This window comes from Vibrio hannami, from assembly GCF_029589055.1.
Taxonomy (GTDB): domain Bacteria; phylum Pseudomonadota; class Gammaproteobacteria; order Enterobacterales; family Vibrionaceae; genus Vibrio; species Vibrio hannami.
The window spans coordinates 686720-709120 of sequence record NZ_JARQZP010000003.1 but is presented as its reverse complement, the minus strand read 5'-3'; the positions used below and the strand labels follow the sequence as shown (position 1 = coordinate 709120).

Below are 22401 nucleotides of genomic sequence, written 5' to 3'. Positions count from 1 at the left end.
ATGACATTAATACGGTAAAATCACGAATCTCAGTTCGATTTTTCGTGAGTCTAAACCCGAATATTCGTAGGCACAAGGTGCGAAAAAACGTTCGATATACGCTAAAATGATTGAAAATGGAGGTCAAGCTATGTACCAAAGTAACCTGTTAGATGCCTATAAAAAGGCGCAAAACTACGTACAAGACAAGCAAGTTGCACATGACTTAGGTGTAAACCCGACTAGAATCTATGAAATGCGCAGAGGAATCCGAAAAATCTCGGATAAAGAAGCACTTATCTTAGCCGAGGGTGCAAATATCTCACCAGAGGTTGCATTACTGGGTTGTCATGCAGATCAGAATGATGACCCAAGAATTAAGGCTATTTGGGAACGTCTTGCGAAGTTCGCAAACCCAAGAGATTTATCTAAGATTTCAGCAGGTTATACCGTATTAACCATAGGTGATATGATGATGCACGAAACTATACCTTACTGCGTATTATGTGTGTTATGTTAAATTATGTGGATTGCAAAGGAAGTTAATTTGTTACTTCTACTCCCATACTACCTATACGAAAAAGCCAGCTTTAACGCTGGCTTTCTGCTTATTAACTATAGAACGATAGATAGCTTATCCACCTGCTAGCTTTACGGTGTATCCTTTCTTTTCGAGATGTGTTTTGATTTTGTCTCTATTATCACCCTGTATTTCGATTGTTCCATCTTTTACAGAGCCACCACAGCCACAAACTTTCTTTAGTTCGGCAGCCATCAATTTTAGTGGTGCATCATCGAGATCCAGGCCGGAAACAATACAAACGCCTTTACCTTTACGACCTTTAGTTTGGCGCTGAATTCGAACAATACCGTCACCTTTCTCTCGTTGAGGTTTGTCTTGCTCTGGCTTAATACGGCCGGATTCTGTGGAATATACTAAACTCATTATTACTTCTTCTTTCTGCTCGCATTAACTGCAAGATGTTTGTCGATGTGCTTCTTAATGGCTTCTTTTGAACCTTTCACTAGTTTGCCTTGAAACATGCAGTACCAGCTATTTTTAGTGCCTGTATCGCTTTTTATCGTGAAGCCATTATACTCTTCGAGTTGCTCATTTGCTTCTTCTGTTGACTTGGGTGCCAGTGAAGCAAACTCTTTAGGGTCGATAACTGTTGCTGTATCACACCACCAATCAATGGACTTTTTTACAGCGGGAAGATTCCCAGAAAGAACCTGGTTTTTGATTCGCACGTGCCAAACTTCTCTATCTGAACTTGACTGTATGCAATATCCTCTATGAAATGTAGTAGCCATACCGCTTGATTATCTTTTTAGTAGGAATCTTTTAATGATAATTACATTTGAGTGATATTCAAGCCAAAAATACATGAATAAAGAGCTAAGTCGTGAGTAAAAAAATCTTCAACCCATTGAAAATAGCAAAGAACTTGAGCTAAGTATCAAGCGATTTAAGCATTCAGTAGACTACGCTGTAGTTTGCAATGTGACACGAGGCGTTTATTCAAAAAGTTCTGAGTTAGCCATAGCTTCAGATTGGAATCGATTCGCTTTATTTTGCAGTAAGTATAATGTTACACCTTTACCTGCTTCTTTCACTGCCGTTAGGTTATTTCTCGAAAAAGAATCCAGTATAAGAAAGTTCTCTTCAATAAAACGTTACAGTGTATCGATCGGTGTTGTCCACAAAGTACATGGCTTCCGTGATCCTGGAACTAATAAGCAGTTACGGTTGGTAATTAAGCAGCTAGAGTTAGAGAAAAACGGAGATGCAAGGCAAGCCAATGCTTTTACCAATGAGCATTTATCTCAGTTGGACAACCTGATGAAGAGAGATAACTCTCCCCAGGCTTATCGGGATCTCGCTATTTACTATTTGATGTTCGAATGTGCGTTAAAGCGCTCCGAATTGCGATATCTAGAATTAGAAAGCGTTAAATTCGATCACGGCCAGGCAGTAGTTTCTGTCGGCGACAATCGATATGCTTTGTCAGGCAACGCTTCAAACGCACTATGCAGATGGCTTGACCTGCTACCAGGCAAAGGGATTTGTTTCAGGCGGATCGATAAGCACGGTAATATTGGCGAAGATGCGCTGGATGACTCTTCAATATATCGGGTGATGCGCCGGGCTAGTGATAAGTTAGGCTTGTCTGAAGAGATGCGATTTACGGCACAATCGCCCAGAGTTGGTGCTGCGAGGGCATTAAAGTTACAGGGTCATGATTTAAAGGGTATACAGGAGTTTGGTCGCTGGCTTAGCCCTGCTATGCCAGCGCAATATCTAAACTTTCAGAGTACTTCTGATACGGAAAAATCTAAGTTTAAAACAATCAGGCCTTGGATTTAATAGCTTTTCTCACCGCAGACGCTAGAAATTCACTCACATCGTGGCCATTATTTTCAAGCATTTTAGGGAACATTGAAATAGGCGTCATTCCAGGGAATGTATTGATTTCATTCAGATAAAGTTCACCATCCTGAGTGTAGAAGAAGTCTATACGTGACAAGTCTTTAAGGTGTAACTGTCTAAACGCTTTAGCCGAGTATTGTTCAATTTTAGCTAAGATCTCTTCCGGAAGATTTTTAGCTTCTATTTCGGTTATAGAATGACTGTCAGCACTGTATTTTTCGTCATAACTGTAGAAATCTCCCTCTGGTGCGATAACTTCTCCAGGCTTTGTAACGTATAACTCACCATCAATTTCATACGCTGCTACTTCGAGTTCTCTTGGTTTAACTGACTTTTCAACGAGAACCTGACTCGAATACTTAAATGCAGATTCAATAGCTGTAGATAAACCTTCTTTAAAAGTTACACTGTAACAGCCAACTGAAGAACCCTGACTTGCTGCTTTTACAAATACTTTATCCCACTTTTCAAAGGCTTGTTCGGCTTTTGTTGTTTCAAGAGGACTGTTTTCTGTCAGATAAAGATATGGTGTGTTTGGGATGCCTAATGCGTCATACCAGAGCTTGGATGTGATTTTATTGAAACAAACAACACTTGCCTCTGGGCCACAGCCAAAATATGGGATACCTGAAAGCTCGAATAGTGACTGAAGATCTCCGGTTTCACCAGGGTAACCGTGAACACAAGGAATGATATAGTCTATTTGGGTTTCGCAAGAATCAGAAATCAGAGACTTCTTGTTAATATCAAGGATGACCTCTTTCCCTTCGTCTGTTACCCAGACGTCGGCCTTAATCTCTACTCTGATCACTTTAAAATCGGGTTGTTTTTTAAGTTGATCTAATAGGTAAGTAGCAGAAACCAGAGAAACTTCATGCTCGGACGAATTACCGCCACAAAGAAGAAGAATTGTAGACATAGTCATTAAGAAATCATTCCATGAACAACGAAAAGTAATATGGACTAATCATATCTAACTGACCAGATAGGTACAGCCCAAATAGGTAAATATTATGACAATTCATTTCATTTGGTTAGAAAAGCGCCTTAAAAAAGGGCCTTAGGGCCCTTTTATGCATTATTTCAGTTTTTTAAGCTTTGGATATTCTGAGTTTTTTACATCATCCAGGCTTTTTACGAACGGTTTCAGCTCTCTGAAGTAAACTGGCAATGTACTAATTGCGGCTTTGGCTTCGGATTTTGTTTCGTAGTCGCCATATAGCAGCGCATACCAGTCAGTCCCGTTCACACGTTTATAGTGTTCCCAGACAGAAGTTCCTGAAGGTAGCTGATTGGCAAGAGTTTGCGCCTTCTGGGCGCTATCTACAGCTATAACCTGAAGTGTGTAACCAAATCGTTGTACTTTATCTCGGTGTTTCTGCTCGGCTGCGACAATCTTAACTTTCTTAGATTGTGGTTTGGCCTGAGCCCTTACTGTACTTTCCTCTGGCGCAACCAACATAGTCGTGTTTGGTTTAGCTTGAGGTTTTGGCTGGGTCATTGACGTTTCAGTCATCGCTTCATTGCTCGGAACGGTTGAAGCAACCACTTGCGGCTTGAAATCTTCCTTGTAACTTTCTGACGTTACGTCTGTGGTATAGGAGCCACTTGAACAAGCTGCCAGTAAAGTCGTAAGCCCTATAATCGAAATCTTTTTCATGGAATAACTAGTAGTAATAAAACACTACTAGAATCATGCCTATACACAACCTCAGAATCAAGTGGCGATTTAATCAAGAAACAAATTTGGTGTGACCCAAGGCACAAAGTCAGCGTCAGAAGGTTCGGCGCTCCACAAAGCATGGCAGTAAATCGTTCATTGTTAGATAGATGAATTATGATTAATAGGTGCAGAATACAGGAGCAAACATGAATAATATCACTAAGTTACTGAAACCTTCTTCCGTAGCCGTTATTGGTGCCTCAAACAAACCGTTTCGTGCCGGCGAAGTGATAATGAAAAATTTGCTTCAGGGCGGTTTTCAGGGGGCGATTATTCCGGTTACACCTAAGTACAAGTCTGTTTGTGGTGTGTTGGCTTACCCCGATGTACAGTCGATGCCAATTGTTCCTGATGTCGCTATTCTTTGTACCAATGCCCGCCATAACAAATCGCTGTTTCTAGACTTAGCAGCACGTAAAGTGCCTTCGGTAATCATACTCTCCTCCGATATGCACAATACGGGAGCAAACGATCTTACTATTGAACAAGAATGTGTAGAGATAGCAAAGCAAAACGGTATTCGAATCCTTGGCTCAAACTCTTTGGGATTAATACTACCCTGGCTTAATTTTAATGCATCTTTTTCACCGGTTACCGCCCAAAAAGGAAACATTGCCTTTGTTTCGCAATCAGCCGCAGTCTGTACAACGGTACTAGATTGGGCAAACGATAAAGATATAGGCTTCTCTGCGTTTATTTCTATTGGTAACGGGAGCGATATCGATTTTGCTGAGCTATTAGATCATCTTTGTACAGACAGCAAAACCAGCGCTATTCTACTTTATTTAGACTCTATCAAAGACGCGAGAAGGTTTATGTCTGCCGCCCGTGCTGCTTCACGTAATAGAAGAATTCTGGTGCTCAAAGGTGGGCGAACACACGCAGGTAGACAAGCTGCCAAACGTCATACCGGAGGCGGTGACACGATAGACATCATCTATGATTCCGCGATTCGAAGAACGGGGATGCTTCGCGTGAACAACACTCATGAGCTATTTGCTGCGGTTGAGACGCTTACTCATGCTGTTCCTCTGCGCGGCGAGCGACTTGGTATCATTACCAATGGTGGTGGTCCTTCCATTATGGCTGTCGATACTTTGTTACAGCGAGGTGGAAAATTGGCGAAATTGGATGTCTCAACTAAGGACAAGCTAAGTGCCGTATTGCCAGCTTCATGGTCTCAAAGTAATCCTGTTGACATGGTTGGTGATGCTGACAAAGACAGATATGTAAAAACCATCAATGCAATGCTAGACAGTGATGATATCGATGCACTTCTAATAATGCACAGCCCATCTGCTGTAGCGCATTCAACAGAAACCGCACAGGCAGTAATAGACTGTATTAAAAACCACCCGAGGCATAAGCGCTTTAATATATTAACTAACTGGAGTGGAGAAAAAACGACTCGTGAAGCGCGAGCTCTGTTTACTCATGCTGGTATCCCTACTTACAGAACGCCTGAAAGCGCTGTGGTTGCCTACATGCACCTGGTAGAGTATAGACGAAACCAGAAACAGCTTATGGAAACGCCTACTACGGCCGAACAACTAACGCGAATGCAGGTCAAGGCCGCTCGTGATTGGGTAAAAGATCAAGTTAGCGAAGGTAAGGTAACTCTCGACACTCACCAGGTCACCCCTTTACTTAAACAGTATCATTTTGGTGTTTTGGATACATGGATTGCCCAGGAACCGAGTGAAGCGGTACAGATTGCTGAGAAAATAAGTTACCCTGTAGCGGTTAAGCTGCGTTCTCCCGACATCGCACATAAGTCTGATGTTCATGGTGTTTTCCTTAATCTGAAAACGGCGACAGAGGTACAGAACGCTGCTCAGTCAGTCTATGATAACGTTCAGCTGGAATTTCCTAATGCCCGCATCCATGGACTGATAGTTCAGGAGATGGCGAGCCGGATTGGTGGATATGAGTTAAGAGTTAAAGTCGCAACAGACGAAACATTTGGCCCAGCGATTTTTTTAGGTGAATGTGGTTCGCAATGGGATGAAAATATAGATGCTGCTGCGGCTTTGCTACCTTTAAATATGGCACTGGCCAGATATCTGATAATCCGTGCTATTAAAGGACACAAAATTCGACCTCAACAGACTTCATTTCTGAATATCGAAACATTGTGTGAGTTTTTGGTTCGTATTTCCCAAATGGTTATCGATAACCCTGAAATCGATCAGCTTGATATTCATCCTTTACTGGTCGGAGAAAACTCACTGACAATCCTGGACGCAGACTTGATGCTCAAGCCATTTGAAGGTGATGCGCATCAACGACTGGCTATCCGCCCCTATCCTGTCGAGTTTGAAGAAAGTGTCAAGCTGAGAAATGGTCAGGAAATACTGTTACGCCCTATCCTACCCGAAGATGAGCCTACGCATGCAGAGTTTATTAAAAACGTATCGAAAGAAGACCTTTACAAGCGTTTCTTTACTGATGTGGGTGAGTTTAACCATGAAGCGCTGGCTAATCTCACTCAAATAGATTTTGACAGAGAAATGGCGTTTGTCGCTGTAGATAATCAGGGACAAATTTTGGGCGTATCCAGAGCTTCTATTGACCCTGAAAACATCGATGCAGAGTTTGCCATATTAATCCGTTCTGATCTTAAAGGTCAGGGATTAGGAAGAATCCTGATGGCTAAGATCATTGATTATTGCCGCATTAGAGGGACGAAGCAGATGTCCGGAATGACCATGCCGACAAACCGCGGCATGTTAACACTGGCTCAGAAGTTGGGTTTTGAGCTGGATATTCAGTTTGAAGATGGTACGGCAGATATGTTGTTACCTCTCAATTAAGCTCAGAAATGCGAAAGGGCCATAAAAAATGGCCCTTAATCGTAAAAATCAAAATATTCAGAATAAAATGAAAAATAAAAGATGTCTGAATTATTTTTGTTTCATCTCTTTTCTAACCATTATCACCGCAGCGACGATAAAGGTACAAATAAGCGCAAGCTCCACCAAATCCCCCTTTTTCAATTATAAAATTGTTAAAACCAATTAAAGTTTAACATGGTTGACTGGATTATATACGGTAAATAGTATTTTTTGTATAAAGGTTGAGCTGAGTCAAATGAATTGGCGGAAACAATAATCGAGGTGAATGTGTAGTTTGTTTTTTCATCAACATTTGTCTTTAGAAGTTAATTAATATAAATGTTGCGTCTACGTTAATGATTAGATGAAATGGATCACTGATTATTTAGCTAAGTTGATGCATTTTAAATAAATAATATTTTGGCTGGATATTTATGAAACTTAACGAACGTTTAATGATTAACTGCGATATGGGTGAAAGTTTCGGCGCCTGGAAGATGGGGAATGACGAGGAAGTTATGCCCTGGATTGATATGGCCAATATTGCGTGTGGCTTTCACGCTTCTGACCCTTCAGTAATGTCTACGACCATACAACTGGCGACTCGGCATGGAGTTAAGATAGGCGCGCATCCTGGCTACCCCGACCTACAAGGATTTGGACGCAGAACAGTAGCGCTTAAAAATGACGAAATAAGTCAGATAATGGTATACCAAATTGGCGCCATAAAGGCGTTGTGTCACTACCACAATGCTGAATTGCACTACGTAAAACCTCATGGTGCGCTTTATAACGATATGATGAAAGATCCATCGGTGTTTAAAGCTGTTGTAAGTGCTTGTGAATCTTTCTCTCTACCTCTGATGATCCTCGCGACTAAGCAAAATGAAAAATATCTCGAGTTAGCCGATGAATATAATGTCCCTCTTTTGTTCGAAGCGTTTGCCGATAGAACTTATCAGGACAATGGGTTGTTAACACCCAGAAGTCACTACAAAGCAGTATTAAAAAACAGTGAGGATATTTTTTATCAAGTAATGCAATTGGCAGAGTACGGAAGTGTCACTTCAGTGACTGGCCAAAAAATTCCTATTGAAGCCGACACGGTTTGTATTCACGGTGACAATTCACTTTCAATAGCCGTCGTAAGAAGATTGTATGAATCATTGGAAGGATTATAAGTGATATGAAGTGGGATCAACTTTCAATAGAAGCTGTGTGTGAGTCTTCAATCCTAATCCGTTTCTCCAACGAAATTGATACACAGTTACCCAAATATATTAGTGCGATTGCGGAAGTTATTGTGTCTGAACATCAGGATGTAATTATGAGCGTAACTCCATCGTACACCACGCTTCTGATTGATTACCTGCCATTTCGGATATCAGAACAAGAGTTACTTACCAGTATTGCAAATCTTCTTCATAGTATTGAGTTATATCCCGAAGAAGACCGGCAGCAAAGTATTGTTTTACCAGTTTATTATCATGAGTCTGTTGCGCCGGATCTTATTAGCGTAATGGAAGATAAAAAGCTGACACTCGAGCAATTAATAGAGCTACACACTGGCAGAGAGTATACCGTTTGTGCGATCGGCTTTGCCCCGGGGTTTGCTTTCCTCGCTCACGTGGATCAAGTACTCGCAACGCCAAGATTGGCTACACCTAGACTTAAGGTTTTAAAAGGAAGTGTCGGTATCGCCGATACCCAGACCGCTGTTTATCCAAGTGACACTCCCGGGGGTGGAATATCATCGGGAATTGCCCGGTTGAACTTTTTGACCCTGATAGTGATCAGCTCTCTCCTTTTCGTGTTGGCGAAAAAGTGCGTTTTCAGTCTATCGATAAGTATGAATATAAAGAACTGGGTGGCAAATTATGGCGATAATGAAAGTAGTAAAACCCGGCCAGTTGAGCCTGATCCAGGATATTGGACGCTTTGGTATCTCTCCGCTCGGTGTGACTCAAGGAGGACCTTTAGATGAGTATGCGTATTGCTGGTCAAATTTGTTATTGGGTAATACACCGGGTTGTCCGGTATTAGAAATTACTTTAGGGCAGGCAGAGTTTACTTTTACCAAAGGATGCATGGCGGCTATTTGTGGCGGAGATCTTCAGGTTAAACTCGATGATAAACCGATTGTCAATTGGTCCTCCTTTTATATTGCCAAAGGGCAAACGTTAAAGTTTGGATTGCCTAAAAATGGACTGAGGGCATATCTTGCTGTCGCCGGTGGTTTTATCGTCGAACCCCATCTAGGCAGTACTTCAACAGTGATGAGAGAGCGATTAGGTGGGTTGCATCAAGACGGAACGCCATTAATTGAAGGGGATGAGATTCGAATTGGCCTGTCCGAACACAAAAAAGACGCACAGCAGGTTTCGTTTAGATTTATCCCCGATTATAACCTTCCTTTAAGGCTAAGAGTTATAGAGTCATATCAGGCGCAGGATTTCCCTAAAGAAACTCGGCGAGCTTTTTACAGAAATATGTACAGCGTCAGTCAGTCTAGCGACAGAATGGGTTATCGCTTGACGGGGCAACCTATCGCACCACCTTATAGCGGTGTCATTTCTGAAGGCATTGCATTGGGGGCGATCCAGATACCGCCAGATGGGCAACCGATTGTGCTACTCAGCGACAGACAAACACTTGGCGGATACCCAAAAATCGGTGTATTGGCACGAATCGATCAACCTCGTCTGGCTCAGGCTAAACCCGGCCAGTCAGTCCGGTTTATAAAAGGTAACCGACATCATTTACAAGCCATTTGGAATGCATGGGCGCTCAGGTTCGGCTATTAAGGCGTATATAAGATTACATTTTAACCAGCTCTCGTTATATAGTTAAAACGTATTAAAATTTACTTGACCGGGATTCGGTGTATAAGTCTGATATGATGGAATAAACACAGTACACGTCCCAATGACAGGCATACTCTGCCCTGCAAAGATTAACCTAATTCAGAAATATTACTTATCCCAAATGTTATCCACTGTTTTTGTGGATAACTTAAAAAGGTATTGGAAAACGCGAGGATTGATGGGAGCTGGTCATTATGACCAGTACTTTATTTCTGATCGGTAATACGTCTGAAAGCAACCGACTTATCTAGCATAGATGGGAGAGAGAACGAGCTTCGATATTTAGAGCTGATATGTACCGCCTGCTGTCGCTGGTTCGTTGCAGCTGCATAGTGAGCGATATACTCTTCAGTGATTGGATAACCCGATGCCGACCCAATAACCTCGCTCTCTTCACAGTAGGGACAAATAGCGGTACTGCTGTGCCCTACCCATTCAACAACCATTGCAGGTTTGAATATACGAAGGCAACTAAGGCAACCGCAGCGACTCGACGCAATGATCTCTCTAAAGTTACGTTTTGTGTGTTTCTTGATTGCCTGTTTGTTGAGTTCCATTAAAACAATTTTCCACTTTTTCCCTGGATGTTGGCATTCATGCTAACACTCCCTGATGATAGGAATCATTTTCATTAGTAGTGCCCTATGTTACATGTTAGTGCTAGCTATTTGAATATCTAAGGTAAATTGTTTTTGATAGATTGATACATATCACTGATAAATTGGATTTAATAACTTCTTTATCAGTGTATTAAGGGTTAAGGCCAGTACTGCAAAAGCAAGAATTGGCAGCATAAACCAAAGCGTAGGGTGGAGATTGCTTTCCAGTTCAAACCCCCAGATCATTAGCCCTGCTACGCTTGCTTCAGCACCAATGCTGGACACTAAACCTGCCACAAGTGCCATCAATCCATATTCACTCCAGATAGTTTGTTTGATCCTTTTCTTACTCGCTCCTAGAGTTCGGTACAGGCGGATTTCGTCCTGCCGTTGGCTCAAGCTTAACCTCAGGAGTGTGAAGATAAGTAATATCCCTGCTATAACACCCAGACCAGCTAGTACGGTCACAGACCAAATAATCTGGGCCAATAGTGCCTGAATTTTACTACCCATTGTACGTATATCCAGTATGCTGACCGTTGGGAACGAACGCGATAACTCGCCGAGAAAACGATTCTGTCCATCAGCAATTCTGTAACTGACCATCCAGGTCGCAGGAAGTTGTTCAAGCACATCGGGTGTAAACACAAAATAGAAGTTTGGCTTCATTTCTCGCCATTCAACCTGGCGAATAGAGTTTACCGTCGCGGTTACATTCTGGCTGTTTATAACAAAGCCCAGTTTGTCGCCTATCTTAAGGTTAAGCTCAGTTGCTATCTCCGATTCTACAGAAACCCCGGCTGTTGTTGTCCAAGCTCCTTCAATTATCGGATTTCTTTCCGGAATACTCTCTGCCCACGTGAAGTTGATTTCTCTTTGCAGTGAGTCACTTTGTTTATCTACACCCTCATACTCTTTTGCTTCATTCCCGTTAATCGAGCTAACACGACCTCTGATAATTGGATACGCTTGAGAACGCTCGATGTTACTTTGGTCCAGCGCTTCCAGATATGAGTCCTTTTCATAAGGTGCAATATTAATTGAAAACACGTTCGGTGCATTATTTGGGATGGTTTGCTGCCAGTCAGCAAGCAAATCGGTTCTGACCAGCCAAATCACCGCTAAAAGCATTAGAGATAGCGCTAACGCGCCAAACTGTATACCACTTGAAACGGAGGAACGACTGATTCTGCTAACCGCGAGCTTTAAAGATGTTGAAAGCGGAAGCTTACTTACAACCCGAATCAGGAAGATGCTTATTACCGCAAGCAGAGCGAATAACCCGATAATTCCCCCCAGGACCAACCATACGAGAATGTTCTCTCTATAGACCGCCATCATAGGAAATAAAGGTACTAGAATAAGCCACAAAGCTTTTTTGCTGCTTTTGCGTTCAGCTGGCTGCATAACGTTCACTGCAGACGTGCTAATGAGCGAATAGAGTGGAATCCCAAGCGCAGGAATACCAATAAGCGCACATGATAATACCGCAACTAACGCTGGTATAAATCCATAACCCGGGAGTGGGTCTGGAAGAAGGCCGTCTAATGGCACTCTTAATAAAACTTCCAGTCCGATGCCAAGAAGCAATCCGAATGTTACTCCCACAGCAAAAAGAAGTAGCACTTGTAGACTGAGCCAGTGAATCAGCCACGGTTTCGTTGCTCCTAAACTTTTTAACATTGCGACCGTTTGTTGCCTGCTCGCAACGTAACTTTGACAGGTAAGCACTAATGTCGTTGCTGCCATTATGATGACGATAGCAACAGTCAACGATAGGTATTGAGTGGTTGTATTGAACAACTCGTTGCTTCGAGAGGCACTCTCTTGGTCTCGCCAACGATCACTAGGTGTAAGCTCTATGGAATCTTTTATATTTCTTAGTGAGGAGTCATCACCCTGTAGGTAGAGATGAAAACGTACGCGGCTTCCTAGCTGAAGAGCGCCTGTTTTTTCAATATCTGAGTTGTGAATATAAACCGCAGGCATTTGTTGAAAGGGATTAAAACTCAATCCTGGTTCTTCAGCAACCCGGCCAGATATAACAAAATCAGCATCGCCCACAGTGACACTGTCACCCATTTCAACATTCAACAATGAAAATACACGCTCATCAAGCCACAGTTCACCTGGAGCGACAAAACCTTTTCTCTGGCTGCCATTATCCAGGGAAAGATCACCTCTGAGGGGATAATTATCATCCACAGCTTTAACCGTTACTAACTGCATATCGGTGTCACTAAATGACATAGTGCCAAAACGTGTCATCGATGAAATCTGAACAGAAGGTGTATTAGAAGCTGTTAGAGTGAGTTGTTCAGGTACTGGATTCGAGGAAGAATAAACGAGGTCGGCGGTAAGCGCGTCTCTTCCCTGCTTAACGATAACCTGCTCCATACGCTCTGCGAGAGCAGACAGAGCAAACACGCAGGCAATAATAAGTGTTAACGCTACAGCTACAGGCCAAAGTTGTCCATGCCTTATCTCTTCAACGCTCCAGCGAAAGAGCCGCGTATTAACCGACTGATTTTTTATGTCTGTCATCACTGAGCCTCCTCGAGACTGCCAGCGTGCATGTGAAATACGCGATCGCACTGTTCAGCAAGTGTCTGATCGTGTGTAACAAGGACAAGTGTCGTGCCGTGAGTTTTGTTGAGTTCAAACAGAAGCTCAACGATTTTTTCCGCGGTATGCTGATCCAGGTTACCTGTTGGTTCGTCGGCAAACAGTATCCTGGGTTTGATCATAAAGGCTCTGGCAAGTGCCACCCGCTGTTGCTCTCCCCTGATAATTGCGATGGCAGGTGATCTATCCGTTTACTTAACCCAACTGATTCAAGCAGTTCTACTGCTCGCTCTCTATCTTCTTCATTGCCCTTTAGTAAACAAGGTAATGTCACGTTCTCAAGAGCAGTAAGGCTTGGAATTAACAGAAAGCTCTGAAAAACGAATCCGATAGACTCACTTCTAAGCGAGGCTCTCTCTTCGTCGTTCATGGTAGACAAAGCTTCACCCAGGAGCGTCACTTCACCTTTGGTGGGGACATCTAAGCCAGCAAGTAAGGTCATAAGTGTTGATTTACCAGCGCCGGAAGTCCCGACGATTGCAACCGACTCTCCTTCAAAAATATCTAGATTTACATCTTCAAGGATTGTTAAATGCTCTTTGTTGGTAGAAACTAATTTAGCAATTGATTCAGCTTTAATTACGGACTGTGGCATGATTCGACTTATTTCCCTGTTAGTTATTCTTTTTTCTTCATCTGTTAGTAGTAACACAATTTTGGTACTTGGTGATAGTTTAAGCGCCGGTTATCAAATGTCTTTAGATCAAAGTTGGCCATCCATTCTACCAAATGAGCTGAAAGAGCGCGGTTTCGATTATGAGGTTATAAATGCCAGTATTTCTGGCGATACCACTGGAAATGGCCTTCAAAGGTTACCGGACCTGCTCTCTCAGCATTCCCCAGATGTATTGTTAATTGAGCTTGGTGCCAATGATGGGTTGCGGGGCTTTCACCCAAATACGATAAAAAACAATCTAACACAGATGGTATTAAAAGCTCAGAATGCAGGTTCAAATGTTATTCTTATGCAGATTCAAATACCGCCTAACTATGGTAAAAGATATAGTCAAGCTTTTAGTAATATTTATCCCGCCATTGCTAGGGATGCCGATTTGCCTTTGATTCCTTTTTTCCTTGAACACATCATTCTTAATGAGGACTGGATGATGCAAGATGGTCTTCACCCTAACGCAAAAGCTCAACCATGGATTGCTGAATATATGGCTGACAACATGGCACTTTATCTGGAGTAATGTTGCTTTAGCTCAAGTCAAGTTAAGTATTACAAATATATATTCGATAGCTACTGTGCTTAAAAAGGATTAAGTAGATGATTATCAAACCTGAAATTCAGGGAGTGGTTGCGCGCTCGGCCCACCCTATAGGATGTGAAGCTTCGGTACAAAAACAAATTGATTACGTTAAAAGTGCCAAGCCAATCAAAAATGGTCCGAAAAGAGTGCTTATTCTAGGATCATCATCCGGATTTGGGCTTGCAGCCAGAATTGCACTGACCTTTGGTGGGAGCCAGGCGGATACTATTGGGGTTTCTTTTGAGCGTGGCCCATCAGAAAAAGGCGTTGGTAGCGCGGGCTGGTACAATAACATTTTCTTTAAACAGAAAGCAGAGCGTGAAGGTAGTAAAGCGATCAACATTGTCGGCGATGCCTTTTCTGATAAGGTTCGCGAGCAGGTCATTGAAGCCATAGAGACGCATTTTGATGGAGAAGTCGACCTTATCATATACAGCCTCGCAACGGGTGTACGACCAAAGCCTTACGGCGACGGGATGTGGCGATCTTCAATCAAAACCATCGGTGAAAGCGCCACAGGTGCAACAATCGTTCTTGAAAATGACAGCTGGCAGCAAACCACCGTTGAGCCCGCCTCTAAAGAAGAGATCGAATCAACAATAAAAGTGATGGGTGGAGAGGATTGGGAGTCATGGATAGATACTCTAATCAATTCGGATTCCATTGCTCCAAGTTGCAAAACTATCGCGTTCTCTTATATCGGACCAGAATGTACTCATCCTATTTACCACTGAAGGTACATTGGGCAGAGCTAAAGTAGATTTGCACCAGACCAGCCATGCTTTGAATCTTAAACTGGCTAACTACGGTGGCGGCGCTTACGCAACGGTCTGTAAAGCATTAGTTACCAAAGCAAGTGTGTTTATCCCTGCGTTTACTCCCTACATCCTGGCGTTATACAAAGTAATGAAGGCTCAAGGAACTCACGAAACCTGCATTGAACAGATGCAGCGTCTATTCTCTGACAAACTCTACAACCCGCAAGGCGTACCAGTCGATGGTGAGCGTCTTCTTCGTATTGATGAATATGAATTAGCTAGTGACGTTCAGGAACAGGTGTCTACGCTGATGGGACAGATGAACGAAGAGAACTTTAAATCAGTGGGTGATTATGCAGGATACAAACAAGAGTTTCTGCAATTGAATGGCTTCGACATTGAAGGGGTTGATTATAACCAGGAGTTTGACTTCGAAGAGTTAGTATCGTTAAAGCCCTAGTTTGTCTCAGGTCTAAAATATTTATGATAAAAACCTCTGATTTCGGAGGTTTTTTATTATTCGCCGCATAAACAGCATATACTGAACAATAGGTAGTTTGAGATCAGGATGATCCAGATAACCTAAGGAAGTTAATCATTTCAACATGGATAGTTGTAGTATGAATCGAATTGACACAAGCACCCTATCGATCCCGGATGAAATCCTAAGTAGTTGGCAGAGTACGCTTGATATCTTAGCGGAGATCACCGCTGTACCAAGTACACTAATAATGAGGGTGCATGAGAATAATATCGAGGTTTTTGTCAGCAGTAATCGCGAAAATAACCCTTACAATAAGGGAGATACCGAATCCATCCCTCAGGGCCTCTATTGTGAGACGGTAATAAAAAATCAGCAAGAACTGCTTATCCCTAATGCTCTGGATGACCCTCAATGGGACAACAATCCAGATATTAAACTAGGGATGGTTTCCTACCTTGGCTTGCCAGTTAACTGGCCCGATGGTTCAGTGTTTGGCACCATGTGTATCCTTGATAACAAGCCAAACCACTACTCTGAGACTTACCGAGCACTCCTTGATACCTTTAAAAACTCAATTGAGTCTCAGTTGACCATTATTTATCAGCAAGCGAAGTTAATGCGTTTAAATAAAGAGCTGAAAAAACGGGTAAAAAATCGCACACGGGATCTCGCTAATCTGAATTATTCACTCAGTCTTGAGATAGATAAACGTAAGGCTGCTGAGCAGGAAATCGACTATCAAAAGCGTCATGATACAGCGACTGGACTGTATAATTTAGACTCATTTAAGCAGAAAATTGATAGTAAACTTCAAACGTTACATCCTGATTCTGCTTTGTATCTGGTGCAAATTGGTTTTACCAATGGGAGACGCCTGCAGGCAAGGTATGGTGAACAAGCGCTTAGTGACCTTATTGTGGCTTACCGAGAACGAATCGGGAATATAGACACAATGGACTCGTTTAGTGGGCGTATTGGCGTCGCTGATCTGGGTATTGTCGTAGAAGTGAATAAAAATCAGGCGTTTATTGATGCTTTTTGTGCCCGCCTTTCTGAGTTGAGTCATTCGGAATTTATGTTAGATAGTGAAAGAGTACACCTGCATGCTTTCTTGGGGGCGGCTTCAAACGAAACTTCTGAAACTGCGTCAATGATGAGTAAGCATGCAAGGGAGGCAATGCTGGCGTGTAAAGAGTCAGGTCAGAAATATATGCTCTATTCAATGCAGTTTTCAAGAGAAGAAACTAACGCAAGTAAACTTGAGAGCTACCTGTTGCAGGCGGTCAGAAATGATGACCTTGTGCTCTATTTTCAGCCCAAGGTTGAATTGAAAACTGGCCGCTGGATTGGGGCTGAAGCGCTTATCCGCTGGAGCCATCCAAAGCTTGGAGTTATTTCTAACGAAACACTGATTCAGATGGCCGAACAGAATGGTTTGATTTTTGAGGTTGGCAGCTTTGTCTTGAGAGCGTCTATTGAGCAGGCGAGTGAATGGTACAACCACACAAAGGACTTTAAGATTGCGGTGAATGTTTCGGCAGTTCAATTACAGAACAAAGATTTTATAGAACAAGTTAAACACCTGCTGAACACCTATCAATTACCTTCTTCGTGCCTGGAGATAGAAATTACCGAGAACTCCCTGATTCATAACGAAATATTAGCGAATCAAACCCTGCATCAATTAAGGGACTTGGGGGTGACCCTGTCACTGGATGACTTCGGTACCGGGTATGCGTCATTCAGTTATCTAAAAAAATACCCCTTCTCTATCATCAAAATCGATAAGAGTTTCACACAAAACATAACCCATGAAGACAACGATAAAGAAATCATGCGCTCTATGATCAGAGTGGCCAAAAAGATGAATATCGAAGTGATGGTCGAAGGTATCGAAGATTTAGATCAGGAGCTTTTCGTTGTTAGCGAAGGTTGCGACTATGCACAAGGTTATCTCTATGGAAAACCAATGGACTGTCAGCAGTTTAGCGAAGTGTTTATACAACAAGCCCGGCATACTATAGAGTTTTCAAACCAGCCATCACACAAGCACTAATTGGTTGGTATTTTTGATTAATGCCTTAGGTTTAACTATAATCCTCGCCCTCTTGAAATAAGATACAGTTCACACAGCGGATAATATGGATCAACTCACTGCAAAACTTAAAAAGCTAGAGAAACAGAATTACAAGGCTTACCAGCAGATTAAGGGCAAACACTCGTTCGAGGACTTTGATCTCTATATTGATCATGTACAGGGGGATCCATATGCCTCTGCTTCCAGGATTCGTGCAGTAAGACCATGGGCTCCTACCGGGCTGTTGTGGTTACGCGAAAAGTCCAATACTTATCAAATCGCAGCACGAGACTTTATTACCCGAACATTTGCGGAATATGCTAAGCATGATTCTGCAATTTCTATCGCTGTTACCGGACAAACGGTACTCGATCATACTTCGGTATTATTTACCGAAGAAGGGATTGAGTTAAGGTTCAGAGTTAACCTTCCTGCGGAAGGTAGAAATATTTTAGCTAAAAAGGCCCTGAATCTTTTAACCTTTCACCTGCCAAAGATGGTTCGAAAGTCGACTCTGGAAAGAGAGCTGGATATCCCTGCGTTGAAACATCATTGTGAGGTTATTGAAGATCAGGAATCGCTAAGATCCCAGTTAGAACAGAATAATCTTGTTGCCTTCGTTGCAAACGGTGCCGTATTACCAAGATTTGCAGGGAATCAGGATATAGCGATGAAAGATGCCGTTGCATTTACATCACCGGATTCGCTGGAAATTGAGATGAGCACCCCCAACCGTGGTTTGATCAAAGGTATGGGCATCAAAAAAGGTGTCACCTTGATTGTTGGTGGTGGTTTCCACGGTAAGTCGACATTGCTGAATGCGATAGAACGCTCTATATACAACCATATCCCAGGAGATGGCCGAGAATTTGTTGTTGCTAACTCAGATGCAATGAAAATCAAAGCTGAGGATGGTCGTTGTGTACACAAGTTAAACTTATCTAACTACATCAATAACCTACCGATGGGGAAAGATACTTCTTGCTTCTCTACTCAGGATGCCTCCGGCTCAACCTCACAAGCGGCCTGGTTACAAGAGTCTCTTGAAGTTGGTACATCTACCCTTCTTATCGATGAAGATACGTCAGCAACTAACTTTCTTATTCGGGATGAACGAATGCAGGCGCTGGTTTCGAAGGGAGAAGAACCTATCACACCGTTGGTAGACAGCATTGACCATCTACGAGATGAGCAAGGGGTCTCTACTATTATTGTTATGGGTGGCTCCGGTGATTATCTTGATGTTGCAGATACCGTAATACAGATGCACGACTACCAGGCGCTGGATATTACTGATAAAGCAAAACAGGTAATTTTACAGCACCCTAATAAGCGACAGAACGAATCTGGGGCTCAGTTAACACAATTCAAACCTCGTAAACTGAACACGACTTCGTTACAGTCGATTTTAGCTGAAGGAAAGTTCAGGGTAACAGCCAAAGGTGTGGACTCTCTTCGCTTCGGTAAAGAGTATGTCGATTTAACAGCTCTGGAGCAACTGGAGTCCAGCAGTGAAGTGAATGGCATTGGTTGGTTATGGTTCTTGCTTGTTCAGCAACAGAATAACGCTGGTGATCTTTCTGCTGAGATCACAAAACTGGTTGAAGGTAATTTGTTTCAGTTGCTTCCTCCACACGGAGATCTGGCGAAGCCCAGACCGATTGATGTGTTAGCAGCGCTTAATCGCTTACGTAAAGCTAAATTTATTTAGTAACGAGCGAGAGGCCAGATTTATTCTGGCCTTTTTGTTTACTGGGTTGCTTTAGCTCTGAGCGTAGACCAGGCCATATAGTAGATACGAAACTTATCTTTATCGCCCTCTTCTCTGTCCGGGTGCCATTTTAAAGCTAGTTTACGCCATTTACGCTTGATTTCAGGCTGAGTTGCGCCTTCGGGTAGTTCGAATACATCCAACGCTTCTTTATACGATAAACCCTCTTTTGTCCCCCCAACATACTGGCTGTATTTTAACCAAAATTGATCGAATAACTGCTGGATCTTGTCTTCGGATGTATCGTAGTTACTCCAGTCTAGGTAGTAGTCTCGAAGCGGATCTGTGGGATCAGGGAGTTGAGCTTGTGTCTGTGTTGAGCTGAATAAACGAATATCCATGGAATGAACTTGCAGATACTTATCTTCCGGTAATGAGCTTTGCAATTCGTACAAGGCGTTCATTATTAGAAAATTCTTTTTAAACAGATCTTTATTAGGCGAACTGTCTAATTTCGGGAGTAGGTTCTCTTTTACTAAACTATCCAGAATTTCATGTACTTTCCAATTCGGCTTGGGCTTATCCCCCTTATTTTGCTTTAAGTATTGAAAAATTGGCAATATTAAGGGGTTATCCATCATGTATGTTTACCTTTATCAGGATTAATCTTGCTGAGTAGATTGTTCGATCCAGCTTAAGTAAGGATTAAACCCGTCAGTAAACGGGACTTGCACTATCTGTGGTACGTCGTAATTGTGTAGGTCGCAAATCAAGGACTCTATTTTGCTATAGAGCGCTTTTTGGGTTTTTAAAATTAATATTTGTTCGTGATCTTCTTGCACACTCCCATCCCAAATATAGTGACTATGGATCGGTATAGACTGGATGCATGCGGCAAGTTTTTGTTCTAGCACTGATTCTATAATTGTCTTTTTTATCGAGTCACTATTAACGGTGGTTAATACCATACAGTATTTATTATTCATTTCTGCCCCAATCGGTATATGAAGTTAAAAAAAGACCCGGATAACCGGGCCTTAAACTTATTTTTTACTTTTTGGTTGAACGTACTTTCTACTGATATCGACTATTGCAACATCCCTAAAAAAGCTCTGCCCAAGAATCACCGGCGTTTTCATATGGGTTCTGTCTGCCAAAGTGAATTCGGTTTTATCTTTAAATTCGCCAATTTGGACCCAGGAAGTGACTACTGGGCGTTTTTGCGATTCCTCACTGTTTGACTGCTTTACCTTTGCCCAACGAAGTACAGGAAGACTTATTTCATCAGAACTCATTTCTTTATGGTTAATCTTAAACTTAACCCAGTCTTTACCATCTCGCTCAAATTTAACAATATCGGTGGCGCTAATTGATGAGGTTGTTGCCCCGGTATCGACTTTCGCGACAAAATACTTGCTTATTCCAGGGATAAAAACCCACTCTTCCTGACCAAAGATATATTTACCTTCCTCGGTTTTAGTCGGCAATGGTTCAGGCTTAGGTTCAGGCTTGGGCTCGGGTTTAACTTCGGGCTCAGGTATCGGTACAACCTTGTTTTCATCATCTGTAGATTCATCTACTACAGGTTTCACTGGCTCTACTTCTGCGGGCTTTTCAATTTGGTTGGACTCTGTTTCTTCTACCTCTTGGGTTGTTGAACAAGCGGCTAATCCAACACACAATGTAAGAGCGAATAGAGTCTTTTTGTTAAGCATTGTTCCTCCTGGTAAAAAATATCAAGATGCAGCAACCTGCGAAATGGCAAGGGCAACATAAGGAATGTCGCTCTCTTTGAGTCCTGCAATATTGATACGTCCGTCACCAACCCCATAGATACCAAATTGCTTATTCAGTGCTTGCATCTGTTCCTGAGAGAATCCTAGCACAGTAAACATGCCTTTGTGAGACTCAATAAAATCAAACTGTTGGGAATTGTGAACTAGTCTCAACTCTTCGCAAAGCTTCTGACGCAGAGTGACCAGTCTCTGCTGCATTTCAACTAATTCGTTCTTCCAGGTGGCCGTTAATGCTTCGTCATCCAGGATCGCAGAAACAAGTGCTGCCCCGTGCGCTGGTGGCATGGTGTAAGTCGATCTTGCCAATTTCAAAAGCTTGCCTTTGGCGTTAATGGTATCGGCTTGGGTTTTACCGACTACAATCGCGGCTCCCGTACGCTCCCTATATAAACCAAAGTTCTTAGAGCAAGATGTGGCGATCAGGACTTCTTCAAGATTATCTGCCATATATCGCAGCCCTAGAGCATCTTGCTCCAGCCCATCTCCAAACCCCTGATAGGCAATGTCTACAAATGGCGTGAAGCCGTTTTTGTGAGACAGTTCAGTAATTGCCTTCCAGGTATCAAAATCAATATCTGCGCCGGTAGGGTTGTGGCAACAGCCGTGCAACAGAACCACATCATTGGGGCCTGCCTGTGAAATATCTTCAAGCATCAACTCAATATCAACGGTCTTTGTTTTCGGGCTGAAATAGCGATAATGCCTGACTTTTAATCCGGCAGACTCCATAACAGGTTGGTGGTTAATGTAGCTAGGATTACTTAACCAAACCGTGGTATCTGGCTGTGCGACTTTCATAAGGTCACCTAACATACGTAACGCCCCACTCGCCCCTGGCGTTTGGATAGCGGAAACTCTGCCGATGGCAGATGTACCTTCCAACAGAAGGTTTGTAATTTGCTGATTAAACAGCTCATTACCGGCTAGCCCAATATAAGATTTCGTGGTTTCAGTTTCCTGTACCTTGATCTGGGCCTGTTGAACCGCCTGCATTATGGGCGTGTCACCCTGGCTATTTTTATAGACGCCTATGCCAAGGTCCACTTTCTCGGAGCGTGGGTCTTCCCTGTAGGCCGTCATTAGAGAAAGTATTGGATCCTTTTCAGGAGTTGGTAGATGTGAAAGCATGAAAATCGCAACCCTTTGAAATACTGTATTAATGAAACCAAGTTATCACTTGTTCTAAGAATTCAAAAGGGCTTTTTGACAGCTATCGCAAAAATAAAATAAATCTGCCCTCTTTCATTAACGAATAGAGCGCTAGCAC

At 42.6% G+C, this 22401-nt stretch carries 18 protein-coding genes and 3 pseudogenes; 10 read left to right on the top strand and 11 right to left on the bottom strand.

Going from position 1 to position 22401, the window contains the following annotated elements; all coding sequences use genetic code 11:
• Nucleotides 1-130: 130 nt before the first annotated feature.
• A complete protein-coding gene (locus tag P7F88_RS04855; protein ID WP_277822391.1) occupies nt 131-499 on the top strand; it encodes a DUF3693 domain-containing protein in 369 nt (122 codons plus the stop codon).
• 114 nt (nt 500-613) lie between these two features.
• On the opposite strand, the gene yciH is transcribed toward P7F88_RS04855, so the two are convergent.
• Complete coding sequence (gene yciH, locus P7F88_RS04850) at nt 614-925, bottom strand: stress response translation initiation inhibitor YciH (protein WP_277822389.1); 312 nt, start codon at nt 923-925, stop codon at nt 614-616.
• Nucleotides 926-927: 2 nt separating this feature from the next.
• Complete coding sequence (locus P7F88_RS04845; RefSeq protein ID WP_277822387.1) at nt 928-1293, bottom strand: DUF3319 domain-containing protein; 366 nt, start codon at nt 1291-1293, stop codon at nt 928-930.
• 436 nt (nt 1294-1729) lie between these two features.
• On the opposite strand from P7F88_RS04845, the gene P7F88_RS04840 reads away from it, so the two are divergent.
• Nucleotides 1730-2347 (top strand): tyrosine-type recombinase/integrase, encoded by a 618-nt coding sequence (locus P7F88_RS04840; RefSeq protein ID WP_277822385.1) that lies wholly within the window; start codon nt 1730-1732, stop codon nt 2345-2347.
• Here the strand turns inward: P7F88_RS04840 and P7F88_RS04835 are convergent.
• Nucleotides 2331-3335: a D-alanine--D-alanine ligase gene (locus P7F88_RS04835; RefSeq protein ID WP_277822383.1), complete on the bottom strand. Its 1005-nt coding sequence runs from the start codon at nt 3333-3335 to the stop codon at nt 2331-2333. The genes P7F88_RS04840 and P7F88_RS04835 overlap by 17 nt on opposite strands.
• A gap of 153 nt (nt 3336-3488) precedes the next feature.
• Nucleotides 3489-4070 carry an SPOR domain-containing protein gene (locus P7F88_RS04830; RefSeq protein WP_277822381.1) on the bottom strand — a complete coding sequence of 194 codons (582 nt, stop codon included), beginning with the start codon at nt 4068-4070 and terminating at the stop codon, nt 3489-3491.
• A gap of 209 nt (nt 4071-4279) precedes the next feature.
• On the opposite strand from P7F88_RS04830, the gene P7F88_RS04825 reads away from it, so the two are divergent.
• The 4 genes and pseudogenes from P7F88_RS04825 (at nt 4280) to P7F88_RS04810 (ending at nt 9771) form a co-directional block, all read left to right on the top strand.
• Nucleotides 4280-6946 carry a bifunctional acetate--CoA ligase family protein/GNAT family N-acetyltransferase gene (locus P7F88_RS04825; protein WP_277822379.1) on the top strand — a complete coding sequence of 889 codons (2667 nt, stop codon included), beginning with the start codon at nt 4280-4282 and terminating at the stop codon, nt 6944-6946.
• Nucleotides 6947-7401: 455 nt separating this feature from the next.
• The gene (locus P7F88_RS04820) at nt 7402-8148 is read left to right on the top strand and encodes a 5-oxoprolinase subunit PxpA (RefSeq protein WP_277822377.1); all 747 of its coding nucleotides are present in this window, start codon (nt 7402-7404) and stop codon (nt 8146-8148) included.
• 5 nt (nt 8149-8153) lie between these two features.
• Nucleotides 8154-8854 (top strand): annotated as a pseudogene (locus P7F88_RS04815) (5-oxoprolinase subunit B family protein).
• A complete protein-coding gene (locus tag P7F88_RS04810) occupies nt 8845-9771 on the top strand; it encodes a 5-oxoprolinase subunit C family protein (protein WP_277822375.1) in 927 nt (308 codons plus the stop codon). Before P7F88_RS04815 ends, P7F88_RS04810 begins: the two are co-directional and overlap by 10 nt.
• A 266-nt stretch (nt 9772-10037) precedes the next feature.
• Here P7F88_RS04810 and P7F88_RS04805 read toward each other — a convergent pair whose 3' ends face one another.
• From P7F88_RS04805 to P7F88_RS04795, 3 genes and pseudogenes are all read right to left on the bottom strand, one after another.
• Complete coding sequence (locus tag P7F88_RS04805; protein WP_277822373.1) at nt 10038-10388, bottom strand: hypothetical protein; 351 nt, start codon at nt 10386-10388, stop codon at nt 10038-10040.
• A gap of 153 nt (nt 10389-10541) precedes the next feature.
• Nucleotides 10542-12974, bottom strand: coding sequence for an ABC transporter permease (locus P7F88_RS04800; RefSeq protein WP_277822371.1), 2433 nt, complete (start codon nt 12972-12974; stop codon nt 10542-10544).
• Nucleotides 12974-13650, bottom strand: a pseudogene (locus P7F88_RS04795) (ABC transporter ATP-binding protein). The gene P7F88_RS04800 and the pseudogene P7F88_RS04795 overlap by 1 nt, the downstream one beginning before the upstream one ends.
• On the opposite strand from P7F88_RS04795, the gene P7F88_RS04790 reads away from it, so the two are divergent.
• The 4 genes and pseudogenes from P7F88_RS04790 to P7F88_RS04775 all read left to right on the top strand — a co-directional run bounded on the left by P7F88_RS04790 (nt 13649) and on the right by P7F88_RS04775 (nt 19338).
• On the top strand, nt 13649-14248 hold the full coding sequence (locus P7F88_RS04790) for an arylesterase (RefSeq protein ID WP_277822369.1): 600 nt from the start codon (nt 13649-13651) through the stop codon (nt 14246-14248). The pseudogene P7F88_RS04795 and the gene P7F88_RS04790 overlap by 2 nt on opposite strands.
• Before the next feature lie 77 nt (nt 14249-14325).
• Nucleotides 14326-15526 (top strand): annotated as a pseudogene (fabV, locus tag P7F88_RS04785) (enoyl-ACP reductase FabV).
• 160 nt (nt 15527-15686) lie between these two features.
• Nucleotides 15687-17606 carry a bifunctional diguanylate cyclase/phosphodiesterase gene (locus P7F88_RS04780; protein ID WP_277822367.1) on the top strand — a complete coding sequence of 640 codons (1920 nt, stop codon included), beginning with the start codon at nt 15687-15689 and terminating at the stop codon, nt 17604-17606.
• A gap of 85 nt (nt 17607-17691) precedes the next feature.
• The gene (locus P7F88_RS04775; RefSeq protein WP_277822365.1) at nt 17692-19338 is read left to right on the top strand and encodes an ABC-ATPase domain-containing protein; all 1647 of its coding nucleotides are present in this window, start codon (nt 17692-17694) and stop codon (nt 19336-19338) included.
• Between the two features lie 38 nt (nt 19339-19376).
• Here P7F88_RS04775 and P7F88_RS04770 read toward each other — a convergent pair whose 3' ends face one another.
• The 4 genes from P7F88_RS04770 to P7F88_RS04755 form a co-directional block, all read right to left on the bottom strand.
• Nucleotides 19377-19976 carry a DNA-J related domain-containing protein gene (locus P7F88_RS04770; RefSeq protein ID WP_277824554.1) on the bottom strand — a complete coding sequence of 200 codons (600 nt, stop codon included), beginning with the start codon at nt 19974-19976 and terminating at the stop codon, nt 19377-19379.
• 24 nt (nt 19977-20000) lie between these two features.
• On the bottom strand, nt 20001-20306 hold the full coding sequence (gene cutA / locus P7F88_RS04765; protein WP_338405556.1) for a divalent-cation tolerance protein CutA: 306 nt from the start codon (nt 20304-20306) through the stop codon (nt 20001-20003).
• A gap of 75 nt (nt 20307-20381) precedes the next feature.
• Nucleotides 20382-21053, bottom strand: coding sequence for an ATP-dependent zinc protease family protein (locus P7F88_RS04760; protein ID WP_277822361.1), 672 nt, complete (start codon nt 21051-21053; stop codon nt 20382-20384).
• A gap of 21 nt (nt 21054-21074) precedes the next feature.
• The gene (locus P7F88_RS04755; RefSeq protein ID WP_277822359.1) at nt 21075-22262 is read right to left on the bottom strand and encodes an amino acid aminotransferase; all 1188 of its coding nucleotides are present in this window, start codon (nt 22260-22262) and stop codon (nt 21075-21077) included.
• Between the last annotated feature and the right edge of the window lie 139 nt (nt 22263-22401).